Consider the following 18,785-nt stretch of genomic DNA (forward strand, 5'->3'; position numbering starts at 1 on the left):
CGTCTGTTCAGTAATCACCCAGCGAGGTTTCATCATGTCTTCATCTGCAGCACAAGCCATCAGCAGTCAGCCTAACTTTGTCATTCTTTATGTGGCTGATCCTGAAGCCAGCGTGTCGTTCTACACCCGCCTGCTGGCTGTCGAGCCGGTCGAAGTGTCACCCACCTTTGCCCTGTTTGTGCTGGAAAGCGGCCTCAAACTGGGCTTGTGGAAGGTATCGGGTGTTGAGCCTGCAGCACTGCTCTGCGGCGGTGGCACTGAGCTGGTTTTCCCTCAGGCCAGCCGTGAGCAGGTTGATGCACTGTGCATGCGCTGGTGGGATCAGGGTGTGCGTATTCTGCAGCAGCCGACCAGCATGGACTTTGGCTATACCTTTACTGCAGCAGATCCTGATGATCACCGTTTGCGTGTGTTTGTCATGGAAATGTGAGAACACCTCCACGCTCTGCGCAGATCGTGTTCAGTAGTAGCGATCTTCAAGCTGATGGCGGCGCAGGCTCCTGACCGCATGGGCCGCCATCAGCAGACAAGCGAGCATGGCGGCCAGTGCCGCCAGGGCAACATAGAGATTGATGGCCATGTCGGCCAGTAGCTCGGTACGCACACTGAACGTGGGCAGCCAGCGTGAGTAGCTGATCGCGACATCCTGACCTGTGTGGTAATCATTGACCTGCTGGGTGACGAAGGTGCCCAGCGTCAGCTCGCCCCCAGCCGGGGTGAAATGGTAGTCGATGGTTTGCGTCGAATAGTGTGGGCTGATGCCGGAAATCACGGCCTGGGTGTCTGCCCTGGCAACGCTAATACAGGCGTAAGCCAGGGCGCCCTCTCTGGCAAACAGCAGGACCATGAACAGTGGCAGCAGCAGGACCAGCGCGATCATCTTGCGGGTATAGTGAAAATCGCGCTGTGCTTCTCTGGGGTAGTACATCAGGCCATCCTTGGATGAATAACGGGGCTGGTTCTCTGAACGTCAACCTGCGCTGTCGTGGAGCGCGCGTTTTATCTGCATTCCTGCAGAGGCAGAGCCTGTAACCATGGGCGAAGCCTATTCATTGTTGCGCCGAAGCTGCTTCAGCGCCTCGGCTGGCCAGTCCGCCATGATCTCAGGCATGTGCTGGGTCAGATCCCAGATCCGTCGTTTCTGCGCCAGTGGGCATTGCCAGCTCAGACGGGCAGCGATCAGTTGCATACCGGCTGGCCAGCTGTTATCGCGCCCGTAGCGCGGGTCGCCCAGCACCGGGTGACCGAAGGCCGCCAGATGACGGCGAATCTGATGTTTGCGGCCGGTTTCGATGCTGACTTCCAGCAGGCTGTGGTCCTGCTCCAGTCCCAGGCTGCGGAAACGCGACAGCGCAGCTTTGCCATCCAGCGGGTGGTCCAGCGTATGCCAGTCGGTGTTATCCACAACCCCTGCCACTTTAACCAGATAGCGCTTATCCACATCCCGCTGCTGAAACTGCTGCGACAGCTGCGCTGCCAGTTTGCTGTGATGAGCCAGCAATACCAGGCCCTGGGCTTCGCGATCAAGACGGTGAATCAGCCAGCATTCACGGCCCGTCTGCACTTCGGCCTGACGCAGCAGGCTGCAGTGGTCGGCATAGGCGGTGCCCTGCGAAAGCAGCCCGGCGGGCTTGTACCACAGTGAGTATTTCTTGAAGTCAGCCAGCAGGACCGGTAGTTGCGGTTCGCGTGCCAGCAGGTCGGCATCATAGTAGAGCCGCAGCACATCGCCGACTTTCGGCGTATGGCGTACCCGGCGCAGGCGCTTTTCCGGCTGCCCTTTACTGATCAGCCATACCGCACCCTTGCTCATGGCATCTTTCAGGCGCATTTTGGGCAGGGCGCTGGCCGTCGCCAGCCAGTCCAGCGCGGTTATGTCGGCCTTGTCGACAGAAATTTCAAAGGAAGGAGTCGTCATCTTGGTCTGTCAGTTATAATCGCAGCCCGACATAGTACGTTATTTTCACCCTGAACTCAGCCTCAGGCCTGTTCATGATCCGCTGCTTGGTGTCATCACTGATGGCCGTGATCATGAACCTGTGCCGTCAGACTGACTCGTGCCACATAGGGCAACCTGCCTGATGAATGCTCCCAATATCCATATTGTTCGCAGCCCACGGCGTAGTAAAACCATTGCTCTGCAGGTGCGGGACGGCAAGATTGTGGTGCGGGCACCGATGCATACGTCCGACCGTGAGATTCAGGCGCTGCTGCACAAGCAGGCCGCCTGGATTCGTCAGCATCTGCAGCAGCCCGTGGTGACGCCTGCGGCGGAGTCGACTATGCCCGCTGAGTTGAGTCTGCTGGGACAACGCTGTCAGATAATGACCGACCCGCAGCTCAGTCAGCCGCAGTGGCAGCAGGAGCAGGGTGAGCTGCGTATTCCGGTCCATTATCAGCAGCTGGCGGATTTGCAGCCCTGGCTGCAGCAGCAGGCCAAAATGTTGCTGCCACCCCGCCTGCTGTGGTGGAGCGAGCGCATGCAGCTGCGGCCCCGGGCCATTGAGGTTAAGCATTATCGCAGTCGCTACGGCTGCTGTACCCATGACGGTCTGATTCGGCTGCACTGGGGGCTGATTCTGGCCCCGCAGGCGGAAATGGACTATGTACTTATTCATGAGCTGGCCCATTTGCAGCACTTTCATCACCAGCCGGCTTTCTGGCAACTGGTCAGCCGCTACTGCCCGGACTGGCGCCGGCGCCGGGCTTGGTTTCGGCTCCATGGACGAAATCTGGTTTTCTAACCCGGCAGCGAACGTTTTAGCTTGAAGTTACCACCTACAGGCATTATCTCCTCTCACACGCATTGGCTGATTAGCCGTCAACAGAACAGGAATACATCATGTCCTCATTGCCCCGCGTTTTTGGTATGACTCCGGAAGGAGAAGAAATTGAACTGAATCTGGCGGAGCTGCGCGTCGAATGGGACGACGGTTTGCCGCTGATTATCAACTTTGAGCCGATTGATGAAGGCAAGTCACAGATTTCTCTGGAAGTACCCGATGGCGGTGACGATGAGGAAGAGCCCAGTCATTTCGGTATGCTGGTGGTGCGTCCCGGCGCCTGCAACGTGATCGATATCGAAGTGGAAACCCATGAGGCTGATATTCATCACGACCATGAGCATAGTGAAGACTGCGGTTGCCACTAAACGCTGACAGCAGACGTCGACACAGCCCGGCCAGTGCGCCGGGCTGTGTCGTTTTGGCAGACTTTACACGGCTTGAGCGTGCTGTCAGCTCAGCTGCTCCAGATGTAACGCCACTTCAATACGGTTGCGGCCATTGCTCTTGGCGCGATAGAGGGCAATGTCAGCAGCCTTCAGCACTGCATCCAGACTGCTATCGCGGCCGATGGGGGCGATCCCCATGCTGGCAGTCAGGTGTTCAATATCGGGCTGTCCCAACGGCTGCAGGCGCTGCTGCAGGGCGGCACACAATAGCTGTGCCTCTTCCACCGAGGTGTTCTCTGCAATCAGCAGGAATTCTTCTCCTCCCCAGCGAATAGCCTGCAGGCGCTTGTTGCCGGGCGGGTTGCTCAGTAGTTTGCCCAGCTTGCGCAGAATACGGTCTCCTGTGTCGTGACCAAACGTGTCGTTGATGCGCTTGAAGTGATCCAGATCGAGCAGAATCAGCACACTGGGGCGAGTGTCGGCCTCTACCGAGGTGCGACGCATTGACCAGTACTGGTCAAGATGGCGGCGGTTGAACAAGCCGGTCAGCGCATCGGTATGGGATTCACGCATCAGGCTGGCATTGGCATCGCGCATGGCCTGAGTCCGTTCGGCCAGTTTGACTTCCAGACGCTCCTTCAGGGTTTGCCGTGCCTGCTCGGCATCGCGCTGTGCCAGATCACATTCTTCCTGCAGGGTGCGAATGCGTTCACCCAGGGCAGCGGCCAGTACCAGTACTTCAAGTACCACGCCAATGCGGATGCTTTGCTGGGTCAGCCAGCTATCCGGCAGGTAGCCCAGTAGAAAACCGATATAGACCAGTGTGCCTGCTGCCGCAGACGCCCAGGCCAGCAGGTACAAACGGGCCAGGCGCAGACCACGGCGCCAGGCCAGCACGCCGGCGGTAATACAGAGCGGCACCAGCACGACCACACTGGCTGATAGCAGCTGCGGAATCCATGCCGGGTAGAAAGCTCCCGGTGTCAGGATAAAACCGGCGATGACGATCAGCGGCAGGACCGCTGCAGCCAGCAGGGTATAGCGAAAGCGCGGGGCCAGCTGACGCAGGTGCAGGAAACTATGGCTGAACATCAGCATGGCCAGAATGGCAATGGCGCCAAACAGGTTGTTGCTCTTGGTGCCGAGCCAAGGCTGGGCGGGCCACAGGTACTCGTAGGCATAACCGCTGATGGCTGCCTGATACAGTACAAACGCAACGACATAGAGGCTGTACCAGCCCTGCGCGCGATTGCGGGTAATACTGAACAAATAGAGGTTATACAGTGCCATGGTCAGTAACAGACCAAAGAACAGGCCGTAGCTGAACTGCTGATGTACCTCATGGCGGGAATAGGCGTTAGGGCGCCACAGTGTCAGCTGCATGCGCTGGTTTGATGACTGCAGGCGCACATAGACCTGATAGTGCCCCTGCGCAGCCAGTGGCAGTGGAAACAGTATGGCTGCGCTGGGTTCGGGCCGATCAGCAATCGCTACGCCAGCACCGTTACGGAAGTGTTGTACCTGACCATGCTCATCAATCAGATACAGCTCTGCAGTCTGGATGTAGGGTGGGGAAATATGCAGCCACCATGTTCGCATCTGCATATCCGGGTTGGCAAGGCTGAAGGTGATCCACAAGGGGCGGGTGTCATAGCCCTGTTGCGGAGGTACGCCATCGCTGTCGAACTGATTTTGCGCCGTTGCCTGACGAATCGCATCCAGAGTGAGCTTGCCCTCGGGGTCCGCAATGAAGTGCAGATAAGGCGCCAGTGCAATCCTGTTACTGGTCGTGTCAGGGGTAAATGCCAGGCTGGCCCGGCTGCTAAGCAGCAGGCAAAGCAGTGCCATCAGCTGTACAAGCAGCGTGCTGCGTCGTTGCAGTCGCGATGGCAAACAAGCCTCAAACATGAACTGTGGACCTTCCTGGTCGGACGAGGGAAATCCATTGTGTTGCCTCAGTTCTTTGGTCGTCATTCCGCGCCTGTTACTGCCTAAGGTCAGTAGAGTGTCCGACACCTTCGATCTGTTCCCGTGGCCATACAGAGCATCACATCACCTTCTGCAATCTGCTGCCTGAGCGGTTCGGCCATGCGGCAGTGGATCATCGGAGAATGGGATGTTCTGAGCCTGTTTGCGTTGTGCTGAGACGACAATGGAGCCGCTCAGTTTAATGGCTGCCTTGTCGGGAGCCAACAACTCATATCGGCAGCTGTAACAGAGAATGTAGCGATGAGGGGGAATTAAAGGATTATTGTTATTTGCTATCGGTCACTGAGTATTAATCAATTTTTATAAAATGGCTTTTCCTCTGATACTGCCGCAATACCCCCGGCCTGGTGCTGACAGAAGTATCCTTGTTTGCAACTTGCCGTGAAAAAGGGGGGTTGATAGGGTGGAGGCCTGATCACGATGAGTACACTGACGTTGCGACCCTCAAGACTACATGCACTGCTCTGGCTGATACTGGGCTGGCTTGCGCTGGCACTGGGCGTGCTGGGGATTATTCTGCCGGGGTTGCCGGGCACCATGTTTATTCTGGCGGCGGCTTTTTGTTTTGCCAAAGGCTCACCACGCTGTCATCAGGCGTTACTCAATCACTCGCTCACCGGGCCTATGATTCGTAGCTGGCAGGAGCACCGCGCCATGCCGCGCAGAGCCAAAAAGCTGGCTTACTCCATGCTGGTGGTAGCCTGGGCCATTGGCATGCTGGTGTTTCATGGCTGGCAGTATCGGGTGGGATATACCCTGATCATGCTGGCGGTCAGTGCCGGGTTGGCACGTATTCCGGTGCTGGAAGAGGTTTTGCGTCGCCAGCAGCAGTGAACTGCCATCAGGTGGATAAGCCGACGTATATAAAACAGGGGGCCGACTTAGTCGGCCCCCTGTTTTTCTGTATTGAAACAAGAGGGTGAACGCGCGCTCAGCGGGTTATTGCTTGACCACGACGTAGACCTGATGGCCATTCTGCTGGCTGGGCAGGAACAGCGTGCCACCCTTCTCGAAATACTGCACACCATTGATGATCACGGCTACTGCGCCGGGTGGTAATGACTCATACACCGAGCCAAAGGGGACGCCGCTGCCGCCGTCATTATTAGCCATCACAACGGTTTGGCTGGGGGGCGCTACCACGACATAGTGATCTTCGGGGCGGTCATAGCGATACCATACATCGCGGTCCTGATAGTAGGTGATACCGTTGACGATATGCATCACCATGCCTGTGACCACCAGACCTGCCAGAATGTCACCGATGATCGGACCCGGGCCGCCGCCATGATGGCCGCCCCAGGGGCCGGGTGGTCCGGCCAGAACCTGTTGGCTGCTCAGGCCGAGAAAGCTAACCAGAGTCAGGGCGAGAATTGGTTTTTTCATTGGGCTTTACCTGCGATTAGATGCGGATGGCGGTCATCTGCACGTCCTGTACAGGCCGGGTCACCCATCACTGGCGACCACTGCATCCATCCGGCGATGACTATACCTTCTAATATGGGGTGCCGAATCAGGCAGGCTGTAAAAGTGCTGTAAAGGTTCGCTTCAGACTGGCGAGGAACTTGCAATAAGCCTGGGAAGCTGTCATGGCGTCTACTGTGGCAGAGGGTAAATGCTCGTTGCCAGTGGGTTGGCAGTTGCTCAATAATGCCAGCAATTTCGTCCTGATGTGGCGTACTCCATGAAGAAAGCGCAAATGAAGGCCTATCACGAAACGGTTAGACAGTTGTCCGATCGTATCGTCAAGGCACAGGAACCCATCCGCATCCTTGATGCCATCAAATGGGATGACCGTATCGAATCAGCCTTCTTTGCCAGCAAGTGCAAGGAATTACCGCTGGTCGATATTGACTACTATCAGGGTCGACCGCTGAGCTTTGATCCTGACAGCAAACGTGATGAGTTCTACGAGATTGAGCGTGACATTGCCCGTCGACTGGGGAATTTCAATCCGTTGGGGCGCATCATGCGGCGTATCTGTCGTGAGTACCGACTGGTCAGCACCATGCTGGAAAACCGCGGCAAGCCCGCTTTTGGGCGGATTTCCCAGGAGCTGTACGGCACCGCATCGGAAGTATTCCATGCCGGTGATCCGACCTTGGCTGATCTGGGCAGGATGATGGATGCCACCCTGACTAAGCTCAGTGCCTCTGATGTGATTCAGGATGAAGACAAAACCATCAATGCCGAGCAGGCCGCCAAACAGCTGGATGAGCGGCTCAATGCCAAGTTCAATGACACCCAGGTGCGGGTGCTGCTGGATGACAACATCGTAGCTGACGCTGCGGCAGGTTCTGATTATCTGAAGATTCGTCGCGATGCCATGTTCAATCAGCGTGATATCGATATCCTGTTTGTCCATGAAGGCATGGTGCATCTGGGGACGACACTGAATGGGCAGCGCCAGTCCATCTGTACCTTCCTGAGCAAGGGGCCGCCCTCATCGACCATCACACAGGAAGGGCTGGCCATTCTGATGGAGGTGATTGCGTTCGTGTCCTATCCGACCCGGCTGCGCAAGCTGGCAAACCGTATTCAGGCGGTAGATCTGGTGGAAAATGGTGCCGACTTTATCGACATCTACCAGTTTTTCGTCAAACAGGGATTCAGCGAGAAGACCAGCTATACCAATGCCACCCGGGTATTTCGTGGCAGCACACCGACCGGTAAGCCGTTTACCAAAGATCTGTCTTACACCAAGGGCTTCGTCATGCTGTACAACTTCTTGCAGCTGGCGGTTCAGAAAGGGAATCTTAACGCTATCCAGATGCTGTTCTGTGGCAAGACCAATCTGGAGGATATCAAGGTACTGACTCAGCTGGCCGAAGAGGGGCTGGTGCAGGCGCCGGTATTTCTGCCAGATCAACTGCGGGACATGAGCGCGCTGTCGGCATGGATGTGTTTCTCTAACTTCCTGAACCATCTGACGCTGGATCGGGTCGAGTCGGATTATGCCGCACTGCTGTAGCATGCTGAGGTAATGCCTGAAGGGTCAGCAGACAGCCGCCGCTTAATGTGAGCAACAAAAAAGCAGGTCAGGTTTTCACCTGCCTGCTTTTTGTATTTACACCGCTTTGATGCGGGATCAATACAGCGCTTTTTCGTCGCGCAATACTTCTTTCAGCAGATCAAGGTACATCTTGTCTGCGTCGCTGAGTTCGGCGGGGATCTTGATGCTGGTGGTAGCGGAGATACGGTCGGCAATCTTGCGTTCCGCATTGGTTTCATTCATCAACGCACGAGCAATATCCAGAGACTGGGTAGCAATACTGGGATCAATCAATACTTTCTTGATGAAACCGCGCAGTTCTTCAATCATGCGGTCACGTTTACGAATATCAGCACTTACAGAAGACATACAGACTCCTTGTTGTTAAAGCTTGTCATGCACAGCCTGACTGCCCGCCACTATAGCACAGGCGCTCGCTCTGCGACCTGCCACCTTCGGTCTATACTGACCCGCCATGTCGCGTTGTTGCCTTGCCGACATGACAACTCAGTTCACTCTATTCAGTATAGATGCATTGAAAATGCCATCCTTTCAGGTGGTTTTCTGCACCGTGCTGGTGCGCAAAAACAACCTGATTCGCAGATGCAAAATGCGGGTTGCACACTTAAGCATCACATGCAAAAATGGCGCCTCCAATCTTGGGAGTGAACCTCCCACCTCAGGTGTCGGCATCACCCTAGCCGACGTCTATTATTGGGCCTCAAATCAATTTCGCCACCCATGAAATGGTCTGGGCCCAATTCCTGAGTCGTCTTATACCCGTTGGCGAACTAACTGGCCTTTGAATTCTTGACGTCCTTTCTGACACCAGCAAAGGGCCCGAGGGCATTGTGCGTTCATACCTTGGGCGTCTTGCAATCCCCCAGGCTCTGGGTCAGAGTAAGCGTTACGCGCCTTTTCGGTGCGGAAAACCCTGTGAATTCAAACTTTTATTCATACTGCGTATAAACGTGAGTTATAGCTATCTTTGAGGGTGGTACAAGTGGAATTACTTTCCGGCGCTGAGATGCTTATTCGCGCCCTTGCTGATGAGGGTGTCGAATATGTCTACGGATACCCTGGCGGGGCCGTGTTGCACATTTATGATGCACTATTCCAGCAAGACGCCGTGAAGCACATCCTAGTCCGCCATGAGCAAGCAGCCTCTCATATGGCCGATGCTTATGCCCGGGCGACGGGAAAAGCTGGCGTGGTGCTTGTGACTTCTGGACCAGGAGCTACCAACGCAGTGACAGGCATTGCCACTGCTTATATGGACTCCATTCCGATGGTTATCCTCTGCGGTCAGGTCATGAGTCACCTGATTGGCGATGATGCCTTCCAGGAAACCGACATGCTTGGCGTGTCCCGTCCGGTGGTGAAACACAACCTGTCAGTCAAACGTGCCGAAGACATTCCTGCGGTGGTGAAGAAGGCTTTCTACATCGCGCAGACAGGGCGTCCCGGTCCTGTGCTGATCGACATCCCCAAAGACATGACCGCGCCATCGGAAAAGTTCCCCTACGAATATCCGAAGAGTGTCAAACTGCGCTCCTACAGCCCGGTCTACCGTGGCCATACCGGTCAGATCAAGAAAGCAGTCGACCTGCTGCTGACCGCGCGTCGGCCTGTTATCTACAGTGGCGGCGGTGTGGTGCTGGGTCAGGCTTCGAAACAGCTGACCGAACTGGCACACATGCTCAATTTCCCGGTCACCAATACCCTGATGGGTCTGGGTGCCTTCCCCGGTACTGATCCGCAATTCCTCGGTATGCTGGGGATGCATGGCAGCTACGAAGCCAACTCTGCAATGCACCATTCGGATCTGATCGTGGCCATCGGTGCCCGTTTTGATGATCGTGTTACCAACGCGGTAGAGAAGTTCTGCCCGACAGCCAAGATCATCCATATCGATGTGGACCCGGCTTCTATCTCCAAGACCGTATTTGCCGACATCCCGATCGTGGGGCATGTGCAACCTGTGCTGGATGAAATGATTCATCTGCTCAAGCCACGCCTGAGCGAGCTGGATCAGGGCGCACTGAAAGAGTGGTGGGCCAGCATTGAACAGTGGCGCACAGTGCATGCCGGACGTTACGAAACAGCCGACAGTGAACTGCTGAAGCCTCAGGCCGTTATCGAGGCCGTGCACAAGGTCACCAAAGGTAAGGCTTACGTCACTTCTGATGTCGGTCAGCACCAGATGTTCGCTGCGCAGTACTACAAGTTTGATCGTCCTAACCAGTGGATCAACTCAGGCGGTCTGGGCACCATGGGCTTTGGTCTGCCTGCTGCTCTGGCGGTGAAGCTGAACTTTCCCGAAGACGAAGTCATCTGTGTCACCGGCGAAGGCAGTATCCAGATGAACATTCAGGAGCTGTCGACGGCGAACCAGTACGACATACCGGTGAAGATTCTGTGCCTGAACAACCAGTCACTCGGTATGGTGCGTCAGTGGCAGGATATGAACTACGAGTCCCGTCACTCGCAGTCCTATATGAAGTCACTGCCTGATTTTGAAGGCCTGTTGCGTTCCTATGGCCATGAAGCAGTCACTATCCGTACTCCGGAAGAGCTGCTGCCCGGTCTGGAAAAGGCCTTTGCCATGAAGGACAAACTGGTATTCATCAACGTATACGTTGATCCCTTTGAACACGTGTATCCCATGCAGGTGCCACGCGGCACCATGAAAGACATGTGGCTGAGCAAGACGGAGAGAACCTGATCATGCGACGTATCATATCCGTTCTGTTGGAGAACGAAGCCGGTGCTCTGTCGCGTGTGGTCGGGCTGTTCTCCCAGCGTAACTACAACATCGAGACACTGACGGTCGCCCCTACCGAAGACGGCACCCTGTCACGTCTGACGGTGACCACCATCGGTAACGACCGAGTGCTGGAGCAGATCACCAAGCAGCTCAACAAGCTGATCGAAGTGGTCAAGGTGGTTGACCTGACCGAAGGTGAGCACATTGAGCGCGAGCTGATGCTGATTAAGCTGAAAGCCAGCGGCCCGGTGCGTGATGAGATCAAGCGCACCGTCGACATCTTCCGTGGACAGATCGTTGACGTTACCCCCAGCCTGTATACCGTGCAGCTGGCCGGTGCCAGCGATAAGCTGGACGCCTTTATCAAGGCGGTAGGCGATGCCAGCATCATGGAAGTGGTGCGCACAGGGGTGTCGGGTATTTCGCGTGGCGAGAAAACCTTAAGTATCTGATAATGGTCCGCCGCGACGGTGGATATTGAATTCAAGTTGACTGTGAAGAGGGAGCCTGAGGGCTTCCAGTATTAGGGGAAAAAAATGCACGTTTATTACGATAAAGACTGTGACCTGTCCATCATCCAGGGCATGAAAGTTTCCATCATCGGTTACGGTTCACAGGGCCATGCTCACGCATGCAACCTGAAAGACTCTGGTGTGGACGTCACAGTGGGTCTGCGCGCCGGTTCTTCTACCCGCGCCAAAGCTGAGTCTGCTGGCCTGAAAGTGGCTGACGTGGCTGATGCTGTTGCTTCTGCTGATCTGGTCATGATCCTGACTCCTGACGAGTTCCAGGGCAAGCTGTACAAAGATGAAGTAGAGCCCAACCTGAAGAAAGGCGCGACTCTGGCCTTCGCTCACGGCTTCTCCATCCATTACAACCAGGTTGTTCCCCGTGCTGATCTGGACGTTATCATGATCGCTCCCAAGGCACCTGGTCACACTGTACGTTCTGAGTTCGTCAAAGGCGGCGGTATCCCTGACCTGATCGCGATTTACCAGAACTCCACTGGCAAAGCCAAAGAAGTCGCTCTGTCTTACGCCAGCGGCGTAGGCGGTGGCCGTACCGGTATCATCGAAACCACATTCAAAGACGAAACTGAAACCGACCTGTTCGGTGAGCAGGCTGTTCTGTGTGGTGGTGCGGTTGAGCTGGTTAAAGCCGGTTTTGAAACTCTGGTTGAAGCGGGCTATGCCCCTGAAATGGCTTACTTCGAGTGCCTGCACGAGCTGAAGCTGATCGTTGACCTGATGTACGAAGGCGGCATCGCCAACATGAACTACTCCATCTCCAACAATGCGGAGTACGGCGAGTACGTGACTGGTCCTGAAGTTATCAACGATGAATCTCGCAAAGCCATGCGCAATGCGCTGAAGCGTATCCAGAACGGTGAATACGCCAAGATGTTCATCACTGAAGGTGCGACCAACTATCCTTCAATGACTGCTTACCGTCGTAACAACGCTGCTCACCCCATCGAACAGATCGGTGAGAAACTGCGTGCGATGATGCCCTGGATTGCTGCCAACAAGCTGGTTGACAAAACCCGCAACTAATCCGGCAGTGGGCGATGGCGGCTAATGACAGGATGCCGCCAGTCCAGGCAATAACAGAAACCGCGAGCGGCAACGCTCGCGGTTTTTGTTTTTATGCTCGTTCGCCACACTGCAATGGCTGTGATGGCGTGCCAAAACGGATGCGGGCTGCGGGCTGTACGTCGGCGAAGGCACCGGCCAGTGTCTGATTGTGGTGCTGGATGATCTGTGCGGCAGACAGCAGTTCGCCGTCCGGGCAACTGTGGGCATCGGCCGCCAGAACGACCGCCAATCCCCGTTCACAGGCGCTGCGACAAGTGGTGTCGACGCAGAACTGGGTCTTCATGCCGCATATGATCAGCCGGTCTATGGCCTGCTCGGCCAGCTGCTGTGCCAGAGCGGTCCCCTCAAAGCAGCTGGGGCGGGTCTTGTTGAACAGCTGATCTTGTTGCAGGTCGAGGTCCAGGCCGGGTACGGGCTGCCACAGTGGGCTGCCTGCCGCAATGGCTGAGTGCTGAGGGCCGGTGTGCATAGCCACCAGAATAGGCGCCTGAGCCAGGCGGGCAGCTGCTATCAGCTGATTGATATTGCTGAGTAACTGTTCGCGCTGATAAGGCGGTTGAGGGGCATCAAACAGGCCGACCTGCATGTCGATAATCAGTAAGGCGCTTTTTGAGGAGTCTTTCGAGATCTGGTTGGGCATGGTTCGTTCCTTGGTGGTGCCAGTCAGAACGACGCCCCAATGACCCCGTCCAGAACTGGCGGGGTGGGTAGCAGTGTATGGAAATCAGCCGCTAGCGCACGACCCGCAGAGGGGCGGTCGTGGTGGTGGTCAGCTGGATGGCGCAGGCAAGAGTTTTCATCGGTCCATCATGTGCAGTGGCTGCCATGAGGTCAAGGTAAAAAATGGCGCTCATGGAGGTGCTGACAGAGGCAGAGCAAGGCGGCTGGAAACAAAGGGAAGCCGGAGCCAACATTTCCCTTTTGAGGAGGGGGACGTATTATTAGCCGCAAACCGCTATTAATGGGGAAGGAATCAATGGCCGCATCGCCATCTGACCATACGCATAACGTCACGCCAATTCGCACTCAGCAGGCCACAAATTCATCCGCCGATGGGCAGCCAGCGCAGGAGAGCAACGTGGAACAACCGCACGCATCGAACACTCCCCAGGATAACAAGTCTCAGGAAACCCCGCCGCGCAAACCTAATCGCAGCATCTACCTGTTACCTAACCTGTTTACCACCAGCGCTCTGTTTTCCGGCTTCTATGCCATCATTGCCGCCATGAACGGGCACTTCATTTCCGCCTGTATCGCCATTTTTATTTCCATGGTGCTGGACAGTCTGGATGGCCGCGTGGCCCGTATGACCAACACTCAGAGCGCCTTTGGTGCCGAGTATGACAGTCTGGCTGATATGGTGTCCTTTGGTGTGGCGCCAGCTCTGGTGGCCTTTACCTGGACGCTGGACAATCTCGGCAAGCTGGGCTGGATCGCCGCTTTTATCTATGTCGCTGGTGCTGCACTGCGTCTGGCCCGTTTCAACGTGCAGATTGGCTCGGTCGACAAGAAGTACTTCGTTGGTTTGCCCAGCCCTGCTGCGGCTGCGCTGGTGACCGGGATGGTGTGGGTCGGTTCCGAATACCATGTACTGACCACTGCTTACAGTTTCTGGGCAGCCCTGCTGGTAGCGGCAGCGGGTATCCTGATGGTCAGTAATGTCAGCTACTACTCGTTCAAGACCATTGATCTGAAAGGCAAGGTGCCGGTCATGACCCTGATGATCATTGCACTGGTATTTGCGGTCATTGCCTATCAGCCAGCAGCGGTATTGTGGGGGATCTTCCTGATCTACGGGTTTTCTGGTCCTGCCCTCTATCTGCGCAAATTGCGTCGCAAATTTAACTGATCCTGCGGTGATCCTCCTCTGTCTGACGGCAATGTACGGCAGGCAGAGGCTGTCACTTCTGTCTGATATCCCCCACCTTTCGTCGGGCACCTTGTTTTGCAACCGCGCTGAAAGTTTCAGTGAAGGCTAAACAACTGGTATCCTTCGCTTTTTCCCTAGGGAACAGGCTTTCTGCAATGGCGCATCTCGCTGCTCTGCAACTTCAAATCTTTCAGGCAGTCCTGGAGCTGCCGGAGACCACCGGCAACGCCATCCGCCAGCATATCCGGCAATCCCTCGACGCCACAGTACGTCCTGCGGATATTGATCGTGAACTCGATGCCATGAGCAACGATGATCTGCTGTACTTCGATGGTGAGGAATACCTGCTGGAAGAGAATGGTGTTTGGACCGTTTTCCGTGCCTTCCATGAACAGCGTCTGCCTCTGACACTGCTGGCTCCTCATCACGATGATGATGACGACTATGCTGACCTGCGCGAGCTGCTGCGGGCATGGCTGGGGATGGAGGCCGACCTCGACAAGTGCGCTTCTCAGGTGCTGGCACAGAAATACAGTGAGACGCCGGTGGCGGTGCAGTACCTGCATTTGCTGCCACCTTACTGGCAGAAGGTGATGCTGAACATTCTCTGCCTCAATGATGTGCTGGAAGGTGGCCACGTCTTGCCTGTCGATGCCCAGATGCGTGACAACGGCCTGCAGGACACCCTCAGTGAGACGTTACTGGCAGCCTGGGATGCCGACTATGCCCTGACCCAGCTCAAGGATAAGGATCTGGAGGATCATTGGTTCGGCCAGCTGGAATTCCAGTCTGCCGAGCAGTCGCTGTTTCAGTCGCGTTATCTGTGGCAGCAGCAGGATAGGGATGCTCAGGGCTTCTTGCCGGTCTACCGTACCCTGCTGGAAATGGCCTTGCTGCGGGTAAGTGATCCGCAGCGCAGCCTTGAGCTGGCCCGACAGGCCTGCCAGTGGGCCAGACAGCAAGGTTATCTGGGCATGATCAGCTGGCTGGAAATGCTGGCTGCCGATGAGCTGCCACGTCAGTTGCAGCATGCCCGCCAATGGATCAAAGCCTATTCGGCCTCGCTGCAGAGCAAGGCCAGCAGCAATCCCTATTCATTTTTCTCCAGCGCCGAGGCCGAGCGCCTGTTTGGGGAGTATTTCCGCCGTGATGCCTTCCCGCTCAAACTGCAATGGCTGCTGGAAGCGCTGCTACTGCAATCGGCACTGCCAGAGGGATTCAGCGAGGAGTGGAAACTGCAGCCCGAGTATCAGCAATTACTGCAGCTGGATGCCAAATCGCCAGTGAACAGTCTGGTCAGGGCCGTGGCTCAGGCGCTGGCTGGCGAAGAGATCAGTCATCCGATTCTGCTGATGAACGTGCGCAGCCAGCAGGATGCCTGGCAAGGCTGGCTGGAGCGGGTGCATACCCTGTCGGTGGAAGAAGTCCCCGAGCCGCTGCAGGAGCGACTGGTGTGGGTCGTGGATCTCGATCATGGTCTGCTGTCAGCCAAGATCCAGAAACAGGGCAAGCGCAGCTGGAGTAAGGGGCGACAGGTGCGGCTGGATCAGCTGCAGTCCTATCCCGAACAGTTTGGCCGCATGCTGGAGGAGCAGGATTACCTGATTCTCGCCCAGTGCGGCATTCGCCCCCAGAACTATTACGAACGGGTTCGCCTGACCCCGGCGTTGCTGATGACCTTGAGCCGCCATCCACGGGTATCCACGGTGGAAGGTGTGCCGCTGTCACTGATTCCGCAGACACCGCTGGTCAGTTTCCTGCGTGCCGAGCAGGGATTGCACTGTGAAGTGGTGCCTGCCTTGCTGAAGAACGGCCTGGCCCTGGAGCGTCTGGGGGAAGGGATATGGCAGTTCTACATCCTGCCGGAAGCTGCCGACAAGCTGCTGCGTGCTCTGGTCGCGGCTCCGGGAGCGATTCCCGAGCAGGCGATTCCCACTCTGCAGGAGATCATTGACCGCTGGCAGCAACAGGCCTGGTATTCCGATCATTCGCAACTGCGTGGCAATGTTCGCCTGATCGAATGGCCTTCACGGCCGTGTTTCCTGCTGGACTGGCAGTCCACTGGACTGGCGCTGCAACTGGTGACCAAACCGGTGGCTGACTGGCCCTATCCGTTGCCTCTGGCCATGGGCAATGCCATGGTGCAGAGCCGTAACGACCATACCCACTGGTATCACCGTGACCTGCCGCGCGAAGCACAGTTGCGTCAGGAATGGATCGAGCGTCTGGGGCTGAGCAAGCAGGAAGACAACTTCTGGCAACTCGAAGGCGAAGAGGCTCTGGCACTGCTGCAGGCGCTGCAACCGGTGATGGAGCATGAACCTGAGCTGGTGCAGTGGCGTAGTGGCAGTCAACAGGCGCGTGTGATTGATATGCCTGACCTGCGCCTGAGTCTCGGTCAGCAGCAGGACTGGTTTGGTATCGATGGCCATGTCGAGCTGGATCAGCAGAAGGTGGCTTCCCTGCGTCTGCTGCTGCAACAGGCCCGGCAGGGTTATGTGACGCTGGATGAAGGCAATGTGGTGCTGATGAGCGAACAGCTGCGTCAGTACCTCACCACCCTGCATTCCCTGGTCGGTGACGAACAGCGCTTTGATCAGCAGATTGCCTACCCGCTACAGCAGTTGTTGCAGAGTGTGGGAGTGCAGACCGATCAGCACTGGCAGGACATCACCCGGTCATGGCTGGATGAGCCGGAGCTGCCCACCGATCTGCTGGAGCCGCTGCGTGAGTATCAGCGCGATGGGGTGCGCTGGATGAGCCACCTGTGCCTGCATGGCTTTGGTGCCTGTCTGGCGGACGATATGGGGCTGGGTAAAACTCTACAGGCGCTGACACTGCTGCGGCTGCGTCGTGAAGCTGGGCCTGCGCTGGTAGTCGCGCCCAAATCGGTGGTGCCCAACTGGATTCAGGAAGCGGCCCGCTTTGCCCCTGAGCTGGACATGATCGATCTGGAACAGCTGGAAGACCGCCGCGAAGGTATCGTCAGTGCCGGCCCCAATCAGGTGGTGGTGCTGAGCTACGGGCTGGTCAGCCGTCTGGAGGAAGAGCTGGCAGAAATCAGCTGGGCCACGGCGGTGCTGGATGAAGCGCAGCAGATCAAGAACGCCAATACCCAGCGTGCCCGTACGCTGTTTCAGCTGCAGGCAGAAAGCCGCATTGCCCTGAGTGGTACGCCGGTAGAAAACAACCTGCTGGAGCTGTGGAGCCTGTTTGCCTTTATTAACCCGGGCTTGCTGGGCAGCAAGGCCTCCTTCGTGCGCAAGTATTCCGATGCCAGCCGTGATGATGAGGCCATGACCCGCCTGCGTGCGCTGGTATCGCCTTTCATTCTGCGGCGTATGAAGAGTCAGGTGCTGAAAGAGCTGCCGAGCAAGACCGAAATCACTCACCGCATTAGTCTCAGTGAAGAAGAGTGGGCGGTGTACGAGGCGGCGCGGCAGCAGACACTGGAGCAGATTCAGACGCAATCGGGGCTGATGGCGACGCTGACCGGCCTGATTCGTCTGCGCCAGATTTGCTGTCATCCCGGCCTGATTGTCGACGACTATCAGGGCCCGTGCAGCAAGCTGGATGAAGCGATGAACCTGCTGGAAGAAGCCTTTGCCGGAGATCACCGGGTGCTGGTGTTCAGCCAGTTTATCGGCCTGCTCAGTCGCCTGCGTGAGCGTTTGCAGCAGGCTGGCTGGCGTTACAGCTACCTTGATGGCAGCTGCACCTCGCGGGCACGTCAGGCCGCAGTGGAAGAGTTCAAGGCCGGTAAAACCCATCTGTTCCTGATCAGCCTCAAGGCAGGGGGTACCGGTCTTAACCTGACCGAAGCGGATACCGTGATCCATCTCGATCCCTGGTGGAACCCGGCGGTGGAAGATCAGGCCAGTGACCGTGCTCATCGTCTTGGCCAGACTCAGCCGGTCACGGTCTATCGTCTGGTGACGGAAAAGACCATCGAAGAGAAGATCGTCGCACTGCACCACGATAAACGCGATCTGGCTGACAAGGTGCTGAGTGATCAGGCGGTCACCAGCAAGCTGGATGGCGAGCTGCTGCTGAGCCTGCTCAGTTCCTGATAACGCCTGCTGTCAAAGACCTGCACGCTGCGAGGTGATTGCAGGTCTTTGACGGCATATCCACCTCTCTCACTGCACAGTTGTCCACAGATACCTGCGCGACTTCTGTTGTGCAGGTTATCCCCAACAAAAAATTCAGCGCTCTGCTGAATTTTTTCTGCACTTATTATCCTTATTTCTGTCCAACCCGCTGAGCACCTGTTTACGGTCTGCCCTGATGGCAGCGGAGCGTAGGCAGGGAGCGGCCACGGGCAGGGATTTTAGCTTTGGCTGTAAGAAATGCGCGCTAGCTCCGACCAATAGTGCAAACAGACTTTTATCTGTGGCACA

The 18,785-nt window shown here is 56.5% G+C and carries 16 protein-coding genes; 10 read left to right on the forward strand and 6 right to left on the reverse strand.

Features of this window, described 5'->3' with window-relative positions; genetic code table 11:
* Nucleotides 1-34: 34 nt before the first annotated feature.
* Complete coding sequence (locus QCD60_RS15295) at nucleotides 35-430, forward strand: VOC family protein (protein WP_279786728.1); 396 nt, start codon at nucleotides 35-37, stop codon at nucleotides 428-430.
* Between the two features lie 30 nt (nucleotides 431-460).
* Here the strand turns inward: QCD60_RS15295 and QCD60_RS15300 are convergent, their stop codons facing one another.
* Together QCD60_RS15300 and QCD60_RS15305 are read right to left on the reverse strand one after the other, a co-directional pair.
* Nucleotides 461-928 carry a hypothetical protein gene (locus QCD60_RS15300; protein WP_279786730.1) on the reverse strand — a complete coding sequence of 156 codons (468 nt, stop codon included), beginning with the start codon at nucleotides 926-928 and terminating at the stop codon, nucleotides 461-463.
* 117 nt (nucleotides 929-1,045) lie between these two features.
* Entirely contained in the window at nucleotides 1,046-1,918 is an 873-nt protein-coding gene (locus QCD60_RS15305; protein ID WP_279786732.1) for an RluA family pseudouridine synthase, read from the reverse strand.
* Nucleotides 1,919-2,081: 163 nt separating this feature from the next.
* On the opposite strand from QCD60_RS15305, the gene QCD60_RS15310 reads away from it, so the two are divergent.
* On the forward strand, nucleotides 2,082-2,744 hold the full coding sequence (locus tag QCD60_RS15310; protein ID WP_279786734.1) for a SprT family zinc-dependent metalloprotease: 663 nt from the start codon (nucleotides 2,082-2,084) through the stop codon (nucleotides 2,742-2,744).
* Between the two features lie 98 nt (nucleotides 2,745-2,842).
* Complete coding sequence (locus QCD60_RS15315) at nucleotides 2,843-3,151, forward strand: hypothetical protein (protein ID WP_104154470.1); 309 nt, start codon at nucleotides 2,843-2,845, stop codon at nucleotides 3,149-3,151.
* 84 nt (nucleotides 3,152-3,235) lie between these two features.
* Here QCD60_RS15315 and QCD60_RS15320 read toward each other — a convergent pair whose 3' ends face one another.
* Nucleotides 3,236-5,080: a sensor domain-containing diguanylate cyclase gene (locus QCD60_RS15320; RefSeq protein ID WP_279786737.1), complete on the reverse strand. Its 1,845-nt coding sequence runs from the start codon at nucleotides 5,078-5,080 to the stop codon at nucleotides 3,236-3,238.
* A gap of 501 nt (nucleotides 5,081-5,581) precedes the next feature.
* On the opposite strand from QCD60_RS15320, the gene QCD60_RS15325 reads away from it, so the two are divergent.
* Complete coding sequence (locus tag QCD60_RS15325; RefSeq protein WP_104154468.1) at nucleotides 5,582-5,995, forward strand: YbaN family protein; 414 nt, start codon at nucleotides 5,582-5,584, stop codon at nucleotides 5,993-5,995.
* A gap of 105 nt (nucleotides 5,996-6,100) precedes the next feature.
* On the opposite strand, the gene QCD60_RS15330 is transcribed toward QCD60_RS15325, so the two are convergent.
* Nucleotides 6,101-6,547: a DUF6515 family protein gene (locus QCD60_RS15330; RefSeq protein ID WP_279786740.1), complete on the reverse strand. Its 447-nt coding sequence runs from the start codon at nucleotides 6,545-6,547 to the stop codon at nucleotides 6,101-6,103.
* A gap of 298 nt (nucleotides 6,548-6,845) precedes the next feature.
* Here QCD60_RS15330 and QCD60_RS15335 point away from each other — a divergent pair, with 298 nt between their 5' ends.
* Complete coding sequence (locus tag QCD60_RS15335) at nucleotides 6,846-8,132, forward strand: flavohemoglobin expression-modulating QEGLA motif protein (protein ID WP_207780488.1); 1,287 nt, start codon at nucleotides 6,846-6,848, stop codon at nucleotides 8,130-8,132.
* Nucleotides 8,133-8,249: 117 nt separating this feature from the next.
* Here QCD60_RS15335 and QCD60_RS15340 read toward each other — a convergent pair whose 3' ends face one another.
* Nucleotides 8,250-8,522, reverse strand: coding sequence for a hypothetical protein (locus QCD60_RS15340; protein ID WP_104154466.1), 273 nt, complete (start codon nucleotides 8,520-8,522; stop codon nucleotides 8,250-8,252).
* 634 nt (nucleotides 8,523-9,156) lie between these two features.
* On the opposite strand from QCD60_RS15340, the gene QCD60_RS15345 reads away from it, so the two are divergent.
* From QCD60_RS15345 to ilvC, 3 genes are all read left to right on the forward strand, one after another.
* Nucleotides 9,157-10,878: an acetolactate synthase 3 large subunit gene (locus QCD60_RS15345; protein WP_104154465.1), complete on the forward strand. Its 1,722-nt coding sequence runs from the start codon at nucleotides 9,157-9,159 to the stop codon at nucleotides 10,876-10,878.
* Between the two features lie 2 nt (nucleotides 10,879-10,880).
* The gene (gene ilvN, locus QCD60_RS15350; protein ID WP_104154464.1) at nucleotides 10,881-11,372 is read left to right on the forward strand and encodes an acetolactate synthase small subunit; all 492 of its coding nucleotides are present in this window, start codon (nucleotides 10,881-10,883) and stop codon (nucleotides 11,370-11,372) included.
* A gap of 84 nt (nucleotides 11,373-11,456) precedes the next feature.
* The gene (ilvC, locus tag QCD60_RS15355) at nucleotides 11,457-12,473 is read left to right on the forward strand and encodes a ketol-acid reductoisomerase (RefSeq protein ID WP_279786747.1); all 1,017 of its coding nucleotides are present in this window, start codon (nucleotides 11,457-11,459) and stop codon (nucleotides 12,471-12,473) included.
* A gap of 91 nt (nucleotides 12,474-12,564) precedes the next feature.
* On the opposite strand, the gene QCD60_RS15360 is transcribed toward ilvC, so the two are convergent.
* Nucleotides 12,565-13,155, reverse strand: a complete 591-nt coding sequence (locus QCD60_RS15360) for a cysteine hydrolase family protein (protein WP_279786749.1) — start codon at nucleotides 13,153-13,155, stop codon at nucleotides 12,565-12,567.
* Nucleotides 13,156-13,671: 516 nt separating this feature from the next.
* Here QCD60_RS15360 and pssA point away from each other — a divergent pair.
* Nucleotides 13,672-14,364, forward strand: coding sequence for a CDP-diacylglycerol--serine O-phosphatidyltransferase (gene pssA, locus QCD60_RS15365; RefSeq protein ID WP_347950226.1), 693 nt, complete (start codon nucleotides 13,672-13,674; stop codon nucleotides 14,362-14,364).
* Nucleotides 14,365-14,540: 176 nt separating this feature from the next.
* Nucleotides 14,541-18,455: a DEAD/DEAH box helicase gene (locus QCD60_RS15370; protein WP_279786751.1), complete on the forward strand. Its 3,915-nt coding sequence runs from the start codon at nucleotides 14,541-14,543 to the stop codon at nucleotides 18,453-18,455.
* Nucleotides 18,456-18,785: the final 330 nt, after the last annotated feature.

The organism is Pokkaliibacter sp. MBI-7 (assembly GCF_029846635.1).
Classification (GTDB): Bacteria; Pseudomonadota; Gammaproteobacteria; order Pseudomonadales; family Balneatricaceae; genus Pokkaliibacter.